Origin of the sequence: Psychrobacter halotolerans, from assembly GCF_039680845.1 — a bacterium.
In the GTDB taxonomy this organism is placed as follows: domain Bacteria; phylum Pseudomonadota; class Gammaproteobacteria; order Pseudomonadales; family Moraxellaceae; genus Psychrobacter.
This window is the reverse complement of sequence record NZ_JBDKWD010000009.1, coordinates 1-17,172: the sequence shown is the minus strand read 5'-3', so window position 1 is coordinate 17,172 and position 17,172 is coordinate 1. Positions and strand designations below refer to the sequence as shown.

The 17,172-nt window shown below is 38.3% G+C and carries 21 protein-coding genes; 6 read left to right on the top strand and 15 right to left on the bottom strand.

Features of this window, described 5'->3' with window-relative positions:
* The first annotated feature begins 540 nt into the window (after window positions 1-540).
* Both AAJP47_RS13400 and AAJP47_RS13395 read left to right on the top strand, forming a co-directional pair.
* Window positions 541-723: a type II toxin-antitoxin system HicA family toxin gene (locus AAJP47_RS13400; protein ID WP_346718408.1), complete on the top strand. Its 183-nt coding sequence runs from the start codon at window positions 541-543 to the stop codon at window positions 721-723.
* A gap of 62 nt (window positions 724-785) precedes the next feature.
* Window positions 786-1,193, top strand: a complete 408-nt coding sequence (locus AAJP47_RS13395; RefSeq protein ID WP_346718407.1) for a type II toxin-antitoxin system HicB family antitoxin — start codon at window positions 786-788, stop codon at window positions 1,191-1,193.
* Between the two features lie 346 nt (window positions 1,194-1,539).
* Here the strand turns inward: AAJP47_RS13395 and AAJP47_RS13390 are convergent, their stop codons facing one another.
* Both AAJP47_RS13390 and AAJP47_RS13385 read right to left on the bottom strand, forming a co-directional pair.
* A complete protein-coding gene (locus AAJP47_RS13390; protein WP_346718406.1) occupies window positions 1,540-3,093 on the bottom strand; it encodes an SIR2 family protein in 1,554 nt (517 codons plus the stop codon).
* 172 nt (window positions 3,094-3,265) lie between these two features.
* On the bottom strand, window positions 3,266-4,399 hold the full coding sequence (locus AAJP47_RS13385) for a hypothetical protein (RefSeq protein WP_346718405.1): 1,134 nt from the start codon (window positions 4,397-4,399) through the stop codon (window positions 3,266-3,268).
* 337 nt (window positions 4,400-4,736) lie between these two features.
* Here AAJP47_RS13385 and AAJP47_RS13380 point away from each other — a divergent pair, with 337 nt between their 5' ends.
* Window positions 4,737-5,537, top strand: coding sequence for an LlaMI family restriction endonuclease (locus AAJP47_RS13380; protein WP_346718404.1), 801 nt, complete (start codon window positions 4,737-4,739; stop codon window positions 5,535-5,537).
* On the opposite strand, the gene dcm is transcribed toward AAJP47_RS13380, so the two are convergent.
* The 6 genes from dcm to repM all read right to left on the bottom strand — a co-directional run bounded on the left by dcm (window position 5,520) and on the right by repM (window position 9,946).
* Window positions 5,520-6,794: a DNA (cytosine-5-)-methyltransferase gene (gene dcm, locus AAJP47_RS13375; RefSeq protein ID WP_346718403.1), complete on the bottom strand. Its 1,275-nt coding sequence runs from the start codon at window positions 6,792-6,794 to the stop codon at window positions 5,520-5,522. The two genes, AAJP47_RS13380 and dcm, sit on opposite strands and share 18 nt — an antisense overlap.
* Window positions 6,795-7,014: 220 nt before the next feature.
* Window positions 7,015-7,239: an antitoxin VbhA family protein gene (locus AAJP47_RS13370; RefSeq protein WP_201599332.1), complete on the bottom strand. Its 225-nt coding sequence runs from the start codon at window positions 7,237-7,239 to the stop codon at window positions 7,015-7,017.
* Between the two features lie 27 nt (window positions 7,240-7,266).
* Window positions 7,267-8,190 carry a DNA-binding protein gene (locus tag AAJP47_RS13365; protein WP_346718402.1) on the bottom strand — a complete coding sequence of 308 codons (924 nt, stop codon included), beginning with the start codon at window positions 8,188-8,190 and terminating at the stop codon, window positions 7,267-7,269.
* Window positions 8,191-8,308: 118 nt separating this feature from the next.
* The gene (locus AAJP47_RS13360; RefSeq protein ID WP_346718401.1) at window positions 8,309-8,581 is read right to left on the bottom strand and encodes a type II toxin-antitoxin system YafQ family toxin; all 273 of its coding nucleotides are present in this window, start codon (window positions 8,579-8,581) and stop codon (window positions 8,309-8,311) included.
* Window positions 8,574-8,870, bottom strand: coding sequence for a type II toxin-antitoxin system RelB/DinJ family antitoxin (locus AAJP47_RS13355; RefSeq protein ID WP_346718400.1), 297 nt, complete (start codon window positions 8,868-8,870; stop codon window positions 8,574-8,576). Before AAJP47_RS13355 ends, AAJP47_RS13360 begins: the two co-directional genes overlap by 8 nt.
* 68 nt (window positions 8,871-8,938) lie before the next feature.
* Window positions 8,939-9,946, bottom strand: coding sequence for a replication initiation protein RepM (repM, locus tag AAJP47_RS13350; RefSeq protein WP_346718399.1), 1,008 nt, complete (start codon window positions 9,944-9,946; stop codon window positions 8,939-8,941).
* A gap of 778 nt (window positions 9,947-10,724) precedes the next feature.
* On the opposite strand from repM, the gene AAJP47_RS13345 reads away from it, so the two are divergent.
* Window positions 10,725-11,084, top strand: a complete 360-nt coding sequence (locus tag AAJP47_RS13345) for a plasmid mobilization protein (protein WP_346718398.1) — start codon at window positions 10,725-10,727, stop codon at window positions 11,082-11,084.
* The gene (locus AAJP47_RS13340) at window positions 11,074-12,183 is read left to right on the top strand and encodes a relaxase family protein (protein WP_346718397.1); all 1,110 of its coding nucleotides are present in this window, start codon (window positions 11,074-11,076) and stop codon (window positions 12,181-12,183) included. Before AAJP47_RS13345 ends, AAJP47_RS13340 begins: the two co-directional genes overlap by 11 nt.
* Here the strand turns inward: AAJP47_RS13340 and AAJP47_RS13335 are convergent.
* From AAJP47_RS13335 to AAJP47_RS13320, 4 genes are all read right to left on the bottom strand, one after another.
* Complete coding sequence (locus AAJP47_RS13335) at window positions 12,172-12,393, bottom strand: antitoxin VbhA family protein (protein ID WP_346718396.1); 222 nt, start codon at window positions 12,391-12,393, stop codon at window positions 12,172-12,174. The genes AAJP47_RS13340 and AAJP47_RS13335 overlap by 12 nt on opposite strands.
* Window positions 12,394-12,527: 134 nt before the next feature.
* Entirely contained in the window at window positions 12,528-12,914 is a 387-nt protein-coding gene (locus AAJP47_RS13330) for a hypothetical protein (RefSeq protein WP_346718395.1), read from the bottom strand.
* A gap of 123 nt (window positions 12,915-13,037) precedes the next feature.
* Window positions 13,038-13,433 (bottom strand): hypothetical protein, encoded by a 396-nt coding sequence (locus AAJP47_RS13325; RefSeq protein ID WP_346718394.1) that lies wholly within the window; start codon window positions 13,431-13,433, stop codon window positions 13,038-13,040.
* Window positions 13,418-13,693, bottom strand: coding sequence for an excalibur calcium-binding domain-containing protein (locus AAJP47_RS13320; RefSeq protein ID WP_346718393.1), 276 nt, complete (start codon window positions 13,691-13,693; stop codon window positions 13,418-13,420). The genes AAJP47_RS13325 and AAJP47_RS13320 overlap by 16 nt, the downstream gene beginning before the upstream one ends.
* A gap of 201 nt (window positions 13,694-13,894) precedes the next feature.
* On the opposite strand from AAJP47_RS13320, the gene AAJP47_RS13315 reads away from it, so the two are divergent.
* Window positions 13,895-14,392 (top strand): plasmid replication DNA-binding protein, encoded by a 498-nt coding sequence (locus AAJP47_RS13315; protein ID WP_346718392.1) that lies wholly within the window; start codon window positions 13,895-13,897, stop codon window positions 14,390-14,392.
* A gap of 205 nt (window positions 14,393-14,597) precedes the next feature.
* On the opposite strand, the gene AAJP47_RS13310 is transcribed toward AAJP47_RS13315, so the two are convergent.
* The 3 genes from AAJP47_RS13310 to AAJP47_RS13300 form a co-directional block, all read right to left on the bottom strand.
* On the bottom strand, window positions 14,598-15,554 hold the full coding sequence (locus tag AAJP47_RS13310; protein WP_346718391.1) for a P63C domain-containing protein: 957 nt from the start codon (window positions 15,552-15,554) through the stop codon (window positions 14,598-14,600).
* Window positions 15,555-15,621: 67 nt separating this feature from the next.
* The gene (locus AAJP47_RS13305; RefSeq protein WP_346718390.1) at window positions 15,622-16,110 is read right to left on the bottom strand and encodes a hypothetical protein; all 489 of its coding nucleotides are present in this window, start codon (window positions 16,108-16,110) and stop codon (window positions 15,622-15,624) included.
* A gap of 126 nt (window positions 16,111-16,236) precedes the next feature.
* On the bottom strand, window positions 16,237-16,827 hold the full coding sequence (locus AAJP47_RS13300) for a recombinase family protein (protein WP_346718389.1): 591 nt from the start codon (window positions 16,825-16,827) through the stop codon (window positions 16,237-16,239).
* Window positions 16,828-17,172: the final 345 nt, after the last annotated feature.

The window sequence follows — 17,172 nt, the reverse complement described above, 5'->3', positions numbered from 1 at the left end:
CACGGCTTGGTAGGAATTTGATCACGGCTCGGTAGGAATTTGACCACGGCTTGGTAGGAATTTTACCGCGGCTTGGTAGGAATTTGATCACGCGTATATTCTGTTCAATGACTTCTAAAATATTACGAGCTTTCCATTCCCATTCAATATTTGAGCATAGACTAATGATAAAGTGAAAGGGAAAGGGAAAGCGCTGACAACTTCTTGAACAGCCGCTTACAAATCAAGATTGATTCGAGTGTTGATATAGGAGAGCTGTCAGAGTTGGCACCAATGTTGTCAAAGCTAGTGCCTTGGCAAATGGTGCTGGAAGTGGCCGTGTCTATCAAGACTGAGGATATGGGAATCAGACTAGCGGCTATAGCTAGTATGTACCACGTCGCTAACTTTCCGCCTTACTAAGAGATAAAACAAATATTTATGCCTCTAGAGTTATAAATACCTTGTGTTATTATAACTCTAGAGTTATAATTTATTCAGTGGCTGCTTTAGGCCGCAAATATCTTACTAAGATTTAATATTAAATAAAATAAGGGAGTTATGCAAAGTCGTGAATTAGTAAAAATAATTGAAGCTGATGGATGGTATCGGGTAGGAACAAAGGGAAGTCATAACCAATTTAAGCATGATGTTAAAAAAGGTAGAGTGACTATTCCCCATCCAAAGAAAGATTTACTTCAGCAGACTGTTAAAAGTATCTTGAAACAAGCTGGGTTGGCATAACCCAGCGGCTTTTTTAGATATTTCATTCACACGACTTGGACACCTTAATGAGGAGTTTAAATATGTTATATCCTATTGCAATTGCAAAAGGGGATAATGTTACAGCCCATGGTATATTCGTACCTGATATAGAAGGTTGTTTTTCAGCTGCCGACGATTATCAAGATGCTATTGATAACGCGATTGAAGCAATCGAATTACACCTCGAGGGCTTAGTAGAAGATGGTGAAGAAGTCCCTCTGCCGTCGAGTATTAACAACCACATAGATAATCCTGAATATGAAGGTATGACTTGGGCATTAGTGCCAGTCGATGTTAACCGTTATTTGGGAAAGAGTGAGAAAATCAATATTACTTTGCCTAGTCGTTTAATCCATATGATCGATGAGAAAGTATCAAGCAATAAAGATCGTTATAAGAGCAGAAGTGCATACCTAGCAAAACTGGCTGAAAAAGAGTTAATTGCTTAACGACCGTATTATCGATTGACATTTCTATACCAAAAACTCGCTAATTACTATTAGTGGGTTTTTTTTACGTCTATTATTCTATGGAACAACCCTAAAGCCGATATCTCAAACCTTGTTAAAACAAGCCTATCATTAATTTAATTGATAAGGACTACCTTATGAGGACCCGCACACAAAATTTGGAAAAGGCTTCTTGGTAGGAATTTGATCACACCTATAAAAATATAGGCGTGATCAAATTCCTACCGAACTGACTCTTTCGTAAACTCTGTGTAAGTATTGATGCGAGGCAAATAGCAGTTACACACTTCTTAGTAAATACTATGAAAGCCTGAGTATTAGATCCCTAGTTGTTTTCAACTTCGTCTAATATACATATTAATCTTCTGAAATAGGAGTTGTTGCCCTTTTCAAACCAAGTAGTATAGTTGTCCTTAATTAAATCTCTGACTAACTCACAGTTATCAGGTGTTTGGTTACTGTTTAGCCATAGCCCTAACGCATTAAAAATTCTGTCAAAGTTATTTGGATACATTTGAATAATACTTTTTGGATCAGATATTTGTGCTATGTTTTGTAGAATATTTCCCCTACCTTGTATTTTATCTGCAAAACATTGAGCCGACATATTCAGACGTTTTTTCAAATTTCCTTTAGGCAATGTAGCCAAATCATAGTTATTATTATCTATGTACTTTCTTATTGGTATATAGGTAGTTCTCCCAACTAACGATGGAATAAGCACGTCAACTTCTTTCTTACTACAAGGAATATCATTAAAAATTATATCTTTAATTAAGTCATCTACATTTATGCCAAACAAACCTCTTTTACCGAAATTTGAGCTAGAAGCTACACCCACACCTGCTACAAACTCAATATCATCCCCTTCCAAAATACTATCGAAGTCTATAGCCTTTAATCTTAAATCAGCTTTATCCTTAGAGTTAACAATATTATATATTTCCTCTTTGAATATTCTCAAAAACTCGACTGGAATTCTCCTTTCAGTATGTTGTAGCGCTCTATAGACCTGTCCAAAGTCATCAGTCACCACACTAGTAAAATCCAACCTCTTATCGTTAATAGTTTTAATTATTTTAGTTATCTCTGCTTTCTTACCATTCGCTCTAGTTACGAATATCATATTTTTAGCGAGCTTATCCCTTCTCTCTGGAGTATCAATGACACTATCAATCTTTTCTAAGATATCAGTTATATTCTCATCTGAGATCGAGTAACCTATGAAAATAATAGGTTTTTCAAGAAAAATTGAGATCAATTTTGCTGATAAATATGGATTTTTATCATTAAAACTCTCGTAGTCTGTACTACTTAGGACTAGGCTATTAAATTTAGTACAACAACCATGAATTTTAAATATTTCACATACGTCGTGTGGATGTTTAAATAGAATGTCTGATTGACCAATATAAGATTTAAATGTTGGAAAGATATTTTCGAGCAAAAGGTCCCAGTTCGTTGTAATTATTCCATCAATAACGACCTTTTCATTTGCTAGCTCGATCAACTCATGATTATTTAATACGTCTTCACCTATACAGAACTCTCTTAGATACTTAGCTATTTCATATTTTAAAGGCGTTTCAATCTTGTTAGACCAGTTTGGTGCATCATAAATATCCTCTTTACCCACGAAGTCTGCGAACCATTCTTGATGGTAATCATGAGCTAACTCCAATGCAGCTAAGGGAATATTATTGTTTGCTTTACCTAAATAGCTAGCAAAAGGTTTTTTTGAAAATTTCTTTAATAATCCAATCCAGTCAGGTAAATCTATATACCTTCGTGAAAATCCAGAACCTATGAATAGAAAGGGTGCAGAAGGAGACTCAGATAGTATTTCCGCTAACTTATTTTCAATACTCTGCTCACTCATAGTGTTTCCTTTGCATTATTAGGCTACTGATTTTAGTATTTATTTAAGATTAGTGAAAACCTAGCTTATCAAGATAAGGGATATAGAAAGCATACTTACTCTCATCAAGTAGTTCAGACTCTATCCACATCGCAAATTACTTATAATCTTCTGCTTTTTGCTTGCGCCAATTTTATAGAGAATCGACTATATCGCCATAATTCATTCTATTTAGTCCTTCCTTCAATCTATTTATATGTTCAATACTGTATTCATAATTAGATTTCTTCTCATACTCAGATGATTTAGATTCCTGTAAATGTAGTTTAAATAGGTTTTCATAGTCTTCTGAAAAATAACGTCCATCCATGATAGATGTTCCTAGCTCCACCAAGGTTCTTAAACTTGCAATTTCTTCATCTGTAAAATCATTAATATCTTCTTTCTTCGCAGTACCTGATAAAACTATAGCTAAATTATCTCTATGTATTTGGAGTTCATAAGTATCTGGATAAACATAACGTTTAAACTCAGTATGATTTCTTATAATGCCTATTGCTTCTGACAACTCTTTAGAACCTATCGAAAACTCTGCTTTCAAATCATTTTTTATTTTAGAGAAACTAAGCTGACCCCATTCCTCATAAACAGGTAGTTTTTTCGCTATATACTCTATATCGGTCCGACTAAGGCTTTTGGTAAAAGTACCGACTTTGTACTCATCTACTAGAGAATCCATTAGAAAATTAAACACGTTACAAATTTTAGATAATTCATTAAATTTATTATAAAAGTTGAGAAGTCCAATCACTCCCGCATCTTCCAAATGCATTGTTCCTGTTGAGCTATATGGATATCTAAATGTTTCGCCAGTAGGGTCAATGCGATCAAAATCTTGAATATAAGGCCCAATTTCTTCTACATAAATGTATAGTCTCGAGTCTTTCGTTTGTTCAACAATAGCAACAAAAATTTCCCAAAGGCTTTTTATATCATGCGTTTTTACTAATTTTTCATCAATATTATTTTTAATTTTAAAGAAAATAATAGTACGTATTTTTTGTTTAATATAAATTTCAACAAAGTGTCTAGCAGTGAATAAGATAGGGTAAACTGCTGTATCTATGCTCCAAAGAAAAGCTTCTTGAGGTCTGGTATCATCAGTATTGTGACTATATTGAGATAGGACGGATTCTAACATTGCCAACGTAGCTGATTGGTAACCCTCAATATAAGCAAACATTCCTCTCCAGCCATTGTTACCAACACAAGCATTAAGTTGAAAGTTGTTTTTCTCGTTGCGAAATAAATCTGCTGTTTCATTCATTTTTTTCTCTATATATTTTGTGATTGGAATAATTACCAAGCCAACACCAGTATCCAGAATTTCACACAAGTCAAACTGATAGATTTCAAAAAATTTGACCCCGATGATGAGCCACAGTCCGCACAAAAACCAAAACCCCTAACTGCTAATATCTTTGAGAAGAAGAAACTATGGTTTGAGCTATTAGGCCACTTAAAATGTTCGGTGTTAGTGGAACTACTGATAATAGACCGCTGACTTTTTTTAGTCGATTGATTATTTATAAAAGCCCTAAATCTTATAGGTGTTTAACCTAATAGTTTGCGACAATAGCTAACTTAACTAAGGAGCTATTACAATGCAAACCACTATTTCAGATGAAGAAATGAAAATTATTGAGCTTTTCAAAGAAAATGTATATGGAAGATCGCCTGATACTAATAGTTTTAATCAGCGCCACGATGGGAAGGATGGGCATTGGCTAGAGCGACAAATGGGCATAGCCGCAAATGCTAACAACGAGCCTGATTTACACGGCTATGAGATGAAAAATTCTACTGGTAGTAAGACCACTTTTGGAGATTGGAGTGCTAACTACTATATCTTCAAAGACAAAGAAGTCGATCTTGACCGCACGCAGTTTATGGAGGTTTTTGGTAAACCCAACGAAGCAAAGGGTGGACGTTATTCGTGGTCAGGTAGCCCAATTCCTAACTTTAACTCTCCATCAACTTATAATGGCTCAGAAATGATTTTTGATGATGCAAAAAACATAATCATCGTTTATAACTACTCAAAAGATCCTCGTCCTGATAAAGCCAACATAGTCCCCCTAAACCTACAGCAAGAGGGAGTTATCCTAGTCCGTTGGGATAGAGATAATTTAAACAGTAAGCTCACGAAGAAATTTGGCCATCATGGTTGGTTCAAGTGCAATAAAGACAAAGAGGGCTGTTACAACCAAATCGCCTTCGGTGAGCCAATGATCTTTGACAATTGGATTAAGCTTGTAGAACAAGGTGTCGTGTTCTTTGATAGCGGTATGTACGTAGGAAACGCTCGTAACTATTCACAATGGCGTGCTAATAACAACTATTGGAACTCATTAATTACTCGCACATATCCGCCATTCCCAGGATTTTTAGACAGCAGCCAATAAATCGGCTTGTTTTTGAATGGCCTCAGCTTTGTGGAATGTTGATACCATTTGCTCTGCTACTGCTTCAATGACCTTGACGCAGACAGAGTTACCGAACTGCTTGTATGCTTGCGTCTTGGATACTGCGTCAGTTAAGAACTCCTCGGGGAAGCCTTGTAGTCTTGCGCATTCTCGGGGAGTTAACATTCTTGGATTTTTCCCATATTGGGATTGATCTATCAAGGCCTCAGAACCATCTTTATAGTACCGTGCGCTAATAGTATTGGTGTACTCGCTGTCATGGTTGAATAGGCTGTAACCGAAGCCATTGCCTTTTGTTATATGCTGACCTTTACGCTTTTGATGACCTGCCCACAAATTATCCGATATGGTATAGACCGTATCATCAGCTGGTACAGCTTCCAATATATCCCCAACACGGGTTTTGCTATGAGTAGGCTCAGGGAAACTAAATAGCTCGTCAAAATTTTCGATCTTGTCAAAATAATCTTTATTAAAACCTACAATAAAAATACGCTCTCTATTTTGTGGCGCACCAAAATCCGCAGCCCTTAATACAGCATATCCTACCCAGTAGTTGAGCTTATGAGACAAGGCGTTGCGTGATTCTTCGCTCATGGGTACGTCATCAGGTATGCCGTCCTTATGCTGACCTGTCAAAATATCGTAGATGGTTTGAAAGGTTTCCCCTTTCTTATCAGTTCTGAGTCGCTTGACGTTTTCCAGTAAAAACATTTTTGGACGTTTTTCAGCTAAAATCCGCTGAATTTCAAAGAACATAGTACCGCGTGTGTCTTTAAATCCTTGTTTTAGACCCGCTTGTGAAAATGCTTGGCATGGGAATCCCGCTAACAGTAAATCATGATCAGGAATGTCTTTGGCCTGAATTTGGGTAATATCCCCACTGGGGTACTCTCCATAGTTGGCGAAATAGGTCTTTTGAGCATGTTTATCAATCTCACTGGTGAAAACACACTCACCGCCCTGTTTTTGAAAGGGCAGGCGTATACCACCAATACCTGCAAACAAATCAATAAAAGTGAAATCACTATCTTTACTGCTATGCTCAAAAGGATGGGTGTTGTTAAGCGCTTCTAGCTTCGCTAGTCTTGTAGTAGAAGGTTTATGCTCACCGCTCTCCCAGCCGCGAACCGTTCTTTCACCTGCTTCTTTCATTCCTAATAACAATGCTAATTCTTTTTGAGAAACGCCTAATGATTTGCGTTTCTCGATAACATATTGCTGAGTGTCTTTCATAAAAACCTAATCAAAGTATCCTGTTTTGTTCCCGGATATTAACATAAAAAATTCAGTTTGTGCTAAATAAAAATTTGGTGCTTATTTTAATTACTGCGTCATTTAGTGTTTTTAAATTTTTTACGCCTGCAGGCTCCAACTGTAAATCCTCGATTTTGGATTGTTATTAATAAAGTAGAGGCATAACCAGCGGAGGGTAGAAGGGCATATATCTAAACCATCAAGGCTTAGGTGGATTTATTATTTTAGAATAATGAGCATGTAACAGTTGTATTAATTCCTCATTGGTAGCAATTCGACCTTCCACAAAATCGTCAAAAAGGTGCTGAGTGTCAGGGTTTGCAGGTATATTGTCTACTGCAAAGCTACCTGCAGTAAATGCGTTGCTATGCCGGCGCTTCGCAATTTCGGCTTCACTTACAAGGATAGGGCGATCATCAGACATTTTTCTTTCCATATTTGCAGCTATTAATTATTTGTTGTTATTTTCTGCGTTATCAATTTTTGCTGTGAGCGTACTAATTTCAATGCTCATAGCCTTGTTTTCACTTACCAAATGCCTGTTATCATCTGTGAGCGTGGCCAACTGTTCTGTGGTTACCTCTAAGCGACCAACTTTGTTTGCAAGCTCTGTACTTAAAGCGTTGCGCTCGTTTGTTAGCTGATCAATTTTTGCGTCTTTTTGAGTGTTTAGGTCTTTACTGTCTGCAAGTTCTGACTTCAATCGCTCGATCTCTGCTTGTTGCGCTGTACGCTGTGCATCAGATGTGGCTATGCTCTCGCGCGCTTGCGTTAGTTGTGCGCTTATCTCATCGAGTTTAGCACGTAAGTCATCAGCTGTTTGCTGTGCAGAGCTTGAACGTTGTTGTTCAAGTTCTAGTTTGTGCTGTGTATTGCTTAGTTGCTCCTTGATAGCATCAATATCTGCTTTATGCTGTGCTGTCGCAGTCTCAAGCGCTGTTCTGCTCTGTGTTGCATCATCTGTCGCTTGCTCTGCTGTCGCTTGCTGAACATCTAGTTGTTCTAGCAACTCTGCCTGCTCTGATTCTAGCGTTCTAACAGCTTCTTGCGCTTCGTCAATCTCTGCTTGCGCTTTATTTTGTGCAACTGCCAAGGCTTCACGTTCAGCAGTTAAACGCTCATTCGCAATATTAATAGCAGATTGCCATACATCAGCGCCTAGTGACTGTAAGCGTTCATTTATTGAATTTGGTAGGTCAACCCGTTGTAGTTGCTGTTCGGTCTGTTGCTCTTGTCGCCATGACTTCATAGCTTCACTAATTGTAGTAAATGAACCACCCCCAAGTGACTTACGCACTTCTGCTAATGTTGGTTTGATGCCCTGCTCCGCTAATGCGTCAGCTGTCGCATGTATATCTTGTGTCGTGAGAGCCATCTTTGTAATCCTTACATTGTAGTATATTGTATGTATTATAATACAATATACTACATAATACAATATGAGATGTAAAAAAACCCCAAATAGCTTTGAGGTTTTTTCTTCTGTTTTGTGCTTAGATCTCAAGCTCACTATGAGAGCTTAGCCTGTGTAATATCAAATCTGTATCACCTTCAAATTCATACAGCAGTACCAAGTCAGGCTTAATATGACAGTCCATCAAATGCTTTTTGTCGCCCGTCAGTGCATGGTTACAGTATTTGATTGGCATTGGTAAGTCATTAAGTAAGCAGTGCATGACTTCGATCCATTGTGGTGTAATCAGCTCCTTGGATTGCTTCTTAATGTCCCGCTTGAATTGATTTGTAGGTATAACAGTTCTAGCCACGAGAAAGTCCCTGTAACGCCTCTAGAGCCTCGTTGGGTGCAAGTCTATCTAATCTACCTGCCTCGTAGTCTAAACGTCCTTGCTCAACGGCCTGTAGCGTTTGAGCGCCTAACACTAAGTCGTCAGCTTGATAATCAAATGATAGCGGTATTTTTTTGGTTTTGGCGACGTTGACCAAGAACATTCTAACGGCCTGAGGTGTTGTCATGCCGTAGTTTTCGAATATTTGGCTAGTTTCATCTTTGAGTTCTTTCTCAAGTCTCATGTTGAAATTTACTGTACTCGCCATGATTTGTACTCCATTTGTACTCTATATGACATTGATTGTATGTCATATAGAGTACAAAAACAATCAAATTACGGTTTGTTTTGTTTCTCAGGGTAGCAATAGCCGACCGCTAGCATATGTTTTCTCCATTCATTTACCTGATTTTGATCAGCCAGCAATTTTTTAATTAGTCGCTTGCAGTCATCTTCACTTTTACCCATAAATAGTGAGTTCTGCCCCAGTACATCTCGCTTAAAATCGAAGTTTTTGAATAATTTATCTCCAAAAGTTTCGATTTGGGCATCTGATAATGCAGGAATTTTTTTAGATGTCTGAGTTTTCTCTTCGCTTCCCACTTCTTTATTTACATCTACCACCTTCTTTTTTATAGGTTTTTTATACTTTGAGATTAATTTAAATCCTACAATTTTCACTCCCTCTTTATCTTGTTTATATTCTGCTTCGATGTTGGTTTTCAAATTGATTTCTGCGATTGACGGATTCAACACTCTTTTTTTGAAGTCGCTCATCGTCTCATATTGATCGTCCGCCAATCCTAATCGCTCTCTAAAATCCTCCAATTTGATTGTTGGTGGATTACGATTTCCAATCCACTGCATGAACATCTCGAAGACTCTTAATGAATAACCACTTTTTAGATCGCTGATCTGTATTAAATCGTATTCTGTGTATCTTTTATCGAGTCTCGTTATCAAGGGCATTACATCTTGACTAAACATTATTTTAATGTAAGCAGCCTCTTCTACATACGTAATTCTTTGAACGAATTGAGATACGTTTATTTCTTGTTTTCCGTTTTCGTCTTTTGACTTCCATTTGAAAGTCGCTCCAAGCAACTCGTCAGCAGCTGACTTGAGCGCTCTATATGCTGCACCGCTTTTAGTCTCAACACTGAATGCTTTTACATAGTCTGATGCTTTGATCTTCAGAATGCCGCCAGCTTTTATCATTTTGCCTTGCTCTCTCGCTTCTATTATGGCTAGCACAATAAGGCGCTGTGGTACAAGATTAAGACTATGACTCGCTTCCACTAAAGCGTTATCTTTAACTACTAACTCTTTTGTTTTTGTAGACACAATAATACTTCCATTAATACGTTTAAAGCAAATATATAATATAAGTCTTTTAAAAGCAATTTAAAATAACTTGTCCCTAATGACGGAGAATTTGTCCCTAATGACGGAGAATTTGTCCCTAAAGGACGGAGAATTTGTCCCTAAAGGACGGAGAATTTATCCCTAATGACGGAGAATTTGTCCCTAAAGCCTCTCTACAGCCCTTTACTATAAAGCCTTACAGAGCGCCTAAAAGTTCTTTAGAAGCTCTTAAAAGTTGTAGAAGCCCATCTAAGAACGATTAGATCCTAAAATAAAAGGTAAAAACATCAAATAATAATCTTAGTACGCTATACCAATTATTTTGTGCTATATCGTCTTAGGGTGCTGGATAACGTCCTTAATTGCGCTATAACGGATTACTTTGTCATATAGCATCTTAGCGCGCTGATAGAATGAGTAACAACATCTGAAAAAGAATTACAAAAAAATTAGATTGCGCTATAACGTCTTAGTACGCTGAATAACGTCTCTAATTGCGCTATAACAAATTAGTTTGTGCTATTACCGATTAATATTCTAACTTCTGCCAACCTCACTAAATAAAGCCCTCTAGCCACCAAATTCCTGTTGTGTCACTATAAAAAAGCAAATAAAACAGTTCATATTATTTTAAGCCAGCAGTCCTAAGCGACCCCTTTTTTCGCTACGCTACAAAATGGTTCACTTAGGTGCAGGCGAAGGGGAATCCCCCTCGACCCCCAAAAGCCAAAACCACCACCGCAACGGAATAATGATTATGAATAGAGCAGATATGGAAGAGCCACAAAAAAAGATACGGCAGAAAAGCATCAAGGTAAGATTCAACGAAACTGAATACGAAAGAGTTTTGAAACGTCAAAGCGGTAACACGCTAGCTGGTTGGCTACGCCAAGTTGCTCTTGGAATCGTACCGATACATCAAGCCGATGCAGAGCTTGTACGAAATATCGGTAGAATTGGCAGCAATCTAAATCAGCTCGCTCGATACGTGAATACCCAAAAAATCATCGACCAAAACGTACATAACGAAATCGTAGCGATTCGCACAATCTTGCAGCAGCTGATCGCGCAGAACATCGTTGATGCGATTGCGGAGGACAACTCTAATGATTGTTAAATTTTTTCAACGTAGCAAAGAGAAGGGTTCAGCACCAGTTAATTATTTTCTAGGTAAAGATAAAGATCGTGAGTTTGCACGCGTTCTCTCAGGTGATCCATTTGTCACGGAGCACTTAATCAATGCGACACCGTACGAGCACAAGTACAAAAGCGGCGTTCTATCATTCACCGAGAGAGCAGACGAAATCAGCGAAGCAAACAAATTCAGGATTATGCGCGAGTTTGAGCAGACACTATTCCCAGGTTTAGAGCCTGACCAGTACGACATATTGTGGATTGAGCACTCAGACAAGGACATTGACGCGAATAACCCTGTTGGGCGATTGGAGCTGAATTTTTTGATACCTTGCCAAGAGCTAAGAAGCGGTAAACGCTTGCAGCCGTACTACGCAGGCGCAGATAAGACTCGTGTGAACGCTTGGAAAAATATTATTAATCGAGAAATCAAAACGATTAGCGGTGAGCCGTTGACTGACCCCAACGCCCCAAGCCGCAAGCGCAAAGTTCATAACTATATCGGTGCAATAAATCGCCCTAGCCCTTACGATATAAAGCCTAAGCGCGCGAAAAGCAAAGACGATCTCGATACGAGCAGCCGTGATTCTCTACGCGAGAGCATCAACCAGCATATGTTAGCCATGCTTAGCGCCAGTGGTAGGCTAGACGACCAAAAAGCGGTCGTCCATGAACTGACAACAGGCTTAGGGCTGACGCTTGAGCGCATCGCTCCGACGTCAATCACAATCTCGCACAGGGCATGTAAAGACATAAACGGAAAGCCCCAGCGTGTAAGGCTCGAAGGCGGTATATACAGAAAAGATTTTGACGCAAAAGACTTTACGAGCAAGGCGCAGAGCGATTATGAGAGTACAGAAGTAAGGCGGAGATTGAGAGACCACAGTATCCATGCTGACACGATGGCGAAAAAAACTGAATATCATAAAGAGATGTACAGAGACGCTGTAGCGCCACCAGCGCTCGATATAGCCGTTAACCCCGTTATCATAGAAGACACACCGCAGAAGAGCGTAGAGACGCCACCAGTAACCGATAAGGAGCGAGAAGTTCGTGTAGCTAGACGGTCACTATTCAGATGATTTTGCTATTTTAGAGTAATGTTCATGAAGCAGCTGATTGACTTCCTCAGTAGTAGCAATTCTACCTTCCTCATAGTCTCTGAAAATGTGCAGAGTATCTGGATTAGCGTGCAGGTTATCCACCGCATGACTACCACGAATCCAGGCACCAATCTGCCGCCGCTTTTCTATTTCAGCTTGGCTTACAAGAATAGGGCGATCATCAGACATTCTTATCTCCACATGTGCAGTTATCGCAAAATTTGCGCCAACTGTCGCAAAATCTGGGATAGTTCCTCATTAACTATTTCTCATTATCTCTACTTTAATCATATCTCATGACTCATTACGAATTGATAGAGCCTTTAAAAAACTAATATTGCATTCTTTAATACATGAACAAAACCACCATTGATACCGTAAAAATCTCTTATGATTAATACTATAAATATTAAAATGATGATTAACCCTGTTACTTTATCAGTTTTTTTTACCTTCTCTTCATTCCTTTCTAACCAATGGCTCCAGCCTCTCTTTAAATCTCTATCGCTAAGAAGGTAACCACTTCTAAGGGCCATTATCAGAGCAAAACTAACTACAAAAAAATTCAGCCCTTGATAAAATAAATCCAGCTTATTGCTTAAAAGACCGAGTACCGCAGGTACTATACCGAACAGTGCGCATAATGCTGCTAAGAAGTTTCCCCAAGCATAGTACCATGCTGCTTTTTCATCTAAATTCTTATTTTTCATAGCGCCTTCAAAGCATATATTGCCTTTAAGATATTGGTTTGTCTGAGATACAACTTAGAAAAATCAAATATTCAGCTTATCAATAATTAAAATAGCCTAAACATAGCAGGCTACATGTCCAACTTAATTATTCGCAAGACTATCTTCTTGTTCATAACAGACCTTCAACCCAATTTGTACGGCCTCACTAAGATCAGCCCCTTTCTTGATGTTGTAAGGCACGTTTGAACTTAAATGGCCTAACTTCAGACCATCTACCGCTGATTTATTAAGAGGTGTACCAATATAAGACTCATCGGTGTAACCTTTAGGATTAAAGTACACCTCACGGCCAAAGGCAGGATTCGAGGCACACGCAATCTCACCCTCAGGCACTGTAAAAGGATAAGGAGTCGTGTAATTTTTACTCCATATCTGCTCATTCACTATGATATAGCCTGAACCATGCATCTCGTCTTTATTACCTGAACTGCACCCTATAATCACGATGGACGCTACCGCAATTAACCACCTGGACATATTGATTCGCATGGTACACCGTCCTTGTCACGGTCTAGCTTAGTGTTTCCGCATTTAAGTGCTAGTTTAGCTTGTTCACAGTTGACCATTTGCGTACAAACACGAGGTAAGCCCTTGCACTGTGACCCACCAGCGCCTTTAACAAACAACGGATGATCTACTTCAACATCGCTATAAAATGGATTGTCAGTGACCGTGACCGCTGCATGAGATGATAGTGCAAACATAGACAGCACTATGCCTAAAATAGCTTTTTTCATAACCAAGTCCTTTTCATAGATAGCAATAATACCTTATATTTGTTCAAAAAAATGGACGATATATGTCTACCTCTCCCTGATTTCCACATAAATCATTCATAGTTTGCCTCATAGCTAGTTTAGTGCGATAGTTGTTCACTGAACGTTCTGAACAGTCCTATTTTACAGAGCTTAAAAACGTACTTGGACACTAGGTGAACAATGAACATATCAGTGACAAAAGCGGCAAAAGAATGGGGTGTGTCGAGAACCACAATATACCAAAAAGTCAATGATGGAGAGCTTTCTAGAACAGCGGACAAGAAAATTGACACTGCGGAGATGCTTCGAGTATTTGGAGAGCCTTTGTCCAGAAAACGTACTGAACAATTATTGGACAGTACTCATAATACGCACGTGGACAGTCAGGCTGTACAGTCTTGTACAGAACTTGAACACCAATTAGAGCTAGAGAAATTAAAGAATGAACATCTTCAACGGCAAGTCAGCGATCAAAAGCAGTTGATAGAAAATTACCAACAACAGATTAGTCAGCTAAACAAGACGCTGGACAAAGCCAACGCTAGTATTCAAGATTTTGCTCAGGTGAGGTTGCTAGAATTCAAGCAGTTTTCATCAAACGATGAACCACAGCTAGAGAAAAAATCAACGACGACACAGACTACTACCCCCAAGAAGAAAAAAAGATGGTTCTTTTAGCTATCATGGATGGAGAGTTTCCCAGATTTTGTGTAAGTATTGATATAAGGTGAATAGTAGATACACAGAGTTTAGGACGGTCTCCTAACAAGTCCTATTAACCAAGATACTAGCCTATGGATTGACGAAATGGTTAGCCGTATCAAAAAAGATCCTTATTTTTCCAATAAGAAACGCCCTATTCGTGAGTATCTTATGGATTAAATTAAGACTGATTTTTTTTTCTGTTAAAACTAGATATTGAGCTATAGTCATTGGCATCCATGGGAATATCTAATCCTAACTGTTTCCCGACTCTGAAGTCAGGGAGTAATGAGTCAATATGTGCTTTAGCTAGCTTGTATTCACCCTCTCCATACATGCTAAATATCACAGATAGTTTACCAAAGTGCTGTAGCAGCTCTCTGTAGCCTACATTCTCACTTAGAAACTGATGATGCTTGTGCTTTCTGTTGCCTTTCTCATTTTTAGGGTTTAGTTTATTCAGTTCGTCTAAAACTCCTCTAGGGAGTTTGTTATAAACTATTTCATTAGTGATTTTACCAACATACTGAGGATGGTTTTTCCAAACGCCACTAGTATATAAGGACCAGTCCCATCCTATTAGTCTATAGAGTTGTTGATAATAGTCTTCTTCAAATGTAGGAAGCCATGGCCTTAACTCGTCGGCAATGTACATACCTACAAGTCTTTGGTACTCGTCTTGAGCCTTCTTGAACCCAGTAGCTTCATCAATTAAAGCTATTATGCCTACTTTGGCAAAAGATCTAATTAAGATTTCACACTGTGTGGCAATAATTGTTTGTCTTGATGATAGCTCTATGTTGTTTTTGGCTTCCATGAAAGCATCACAAATATCGACTAACACGGTGGCTTCGTAACCATTTATTTTCTTATCACCTTGATAACATACGATAGGATCGTAGTAATTTTCAGACTTTTCATTATAAATAAATGGTCTAAGAGATTTTTGATCTAAATATCTCTGTAATCTAGTCCCTGCAACTTGATAATTGCTTTCCTCATCAACCATTTTCAAGGCCCTTTGCATCTCTCTAGCTGAAAGGACTCTTGTTCCATCTTCTAAAACATAACAATCTATAGTAAAACCACTAAGGTCTAATTTACCGTCATGTTTTATGATGTTTGTTTTTCTGGTCATGTGATAAATCCTTCAAAAGTAATATTTGCTGCTCTCTAAGTAAGAGCTCAAAACTAGTTATACTTCATTAATATGTGTAGCACCTAACCCCACCAAGGTTATCACTGTAGCAAGATGAGTTCTTTGGCCTTGCATTATATGTATCCATGGATTTTCTTGTTGCTTCAGTATTCTTTTGCATTGAATCGCTGAAATCGGTTAATGCATTATTAAAATCTGCTACGGATTTAGCTCTTTGCTGTTCTCCAATCAAATCAGCCTGCAAGTTAACAGCATATTGGTTACAAATACTGCTATTGAGAGAGCTTCTTTGTTCGTAGTATTGGCTTACTTGTGTGTCAATTAAGTTAGTATCTGCTTTATATCTGTTCAATCTATTGCGGTAAAGAGAAAGTCCGTTTGCCGCTAGGTTTTGATTTAGAAAACCTTGTTCTGAACACATACGCAATAGAGCATAATCTTGAGCAAACAAATTATGCTGTTGAGGTGTCATTGTAGTAGCACATGAAGTCAACATAAATATGCTAATAGCAGAAAAAGGTAAAGTAAATTTCATGATTTTCTCTCTTTTAGAAGAAACTGGTATTTATCAATCGTTACAAACAGGTAAGTTACTGATAATATCAGATTACAAATGACTATCTAACTTACTTTAGATTTAATTAAAAATTGTTTTTAATAGCTAAGGCACCTTTAATACTCGATAAACCGTAGCCACCCCAACACCAACCGCCTTAGCGACTTCCTGTTTTGTCATATTCTTTTGACTGGCCAATTCTTTAATACGATTATGTTTTGCGGTATTGGCTTTCTTACCAGTAGGCTTGTATCCACTGTTGGCCAATCCCTGTTTGATACGCTCTCTACGCTTATCGTTATCAAGCTTTGCCATAGTCGCCAATAAATCGATCAACATATCGTTAATCACTCTTAGGATCTCACCTGTCATACCCTCATTAACTGTATGTGTGGTTGGTAGATCAGCCACCACTAATCGTAAGCCCTTATCTTTGATACGCTGCTTTAGAATCGCAAAATCATCTTGAGATAGTCTGCTTAATCTGTCCACGCTTTCAACCAGCAGAATATCGCTTTCTTCAGCGTCCTTTAGCAGCTTAGCTAATGCTGGTCTATCGAGCTTCGTACCACTGAAGTGCTCAACGTAACCAATGTAGTTATCATCATAGCTTTTGCTGAACATAATCAAATCAGCCAATGCTCTGGTAGCGTCTTGATCCTTAGTGCTAGCTCTCACATAAATACGAACGGTCATAACGCCTCTTTATATCACTTAGACTTAATAATAGAGTTCATTGATAATAGTAAGATATTACTATCATTTAATAATAGGAAAAAGTCTAATGATAAGGGTATTGTCGTTTAGAGGTTTTATATTTTAAGTATAGACTAATGATAAGGAGTTGAAGTAGTACCATTGTAGTGGTCTATCGGTCAGGTCTCAGCTGGTAGGAATTTGATCACGGCTCGGTAGGAATTTGACCACGGCTTGGTAGGAATTTGATCACGGCTCGGTAGGAATTTGACCACGGCTTGGTAGGAATTTGATCACGGCTCGGTAGGAATTTGACCACGGCTTGGTAGGAATTTGATCACGGCT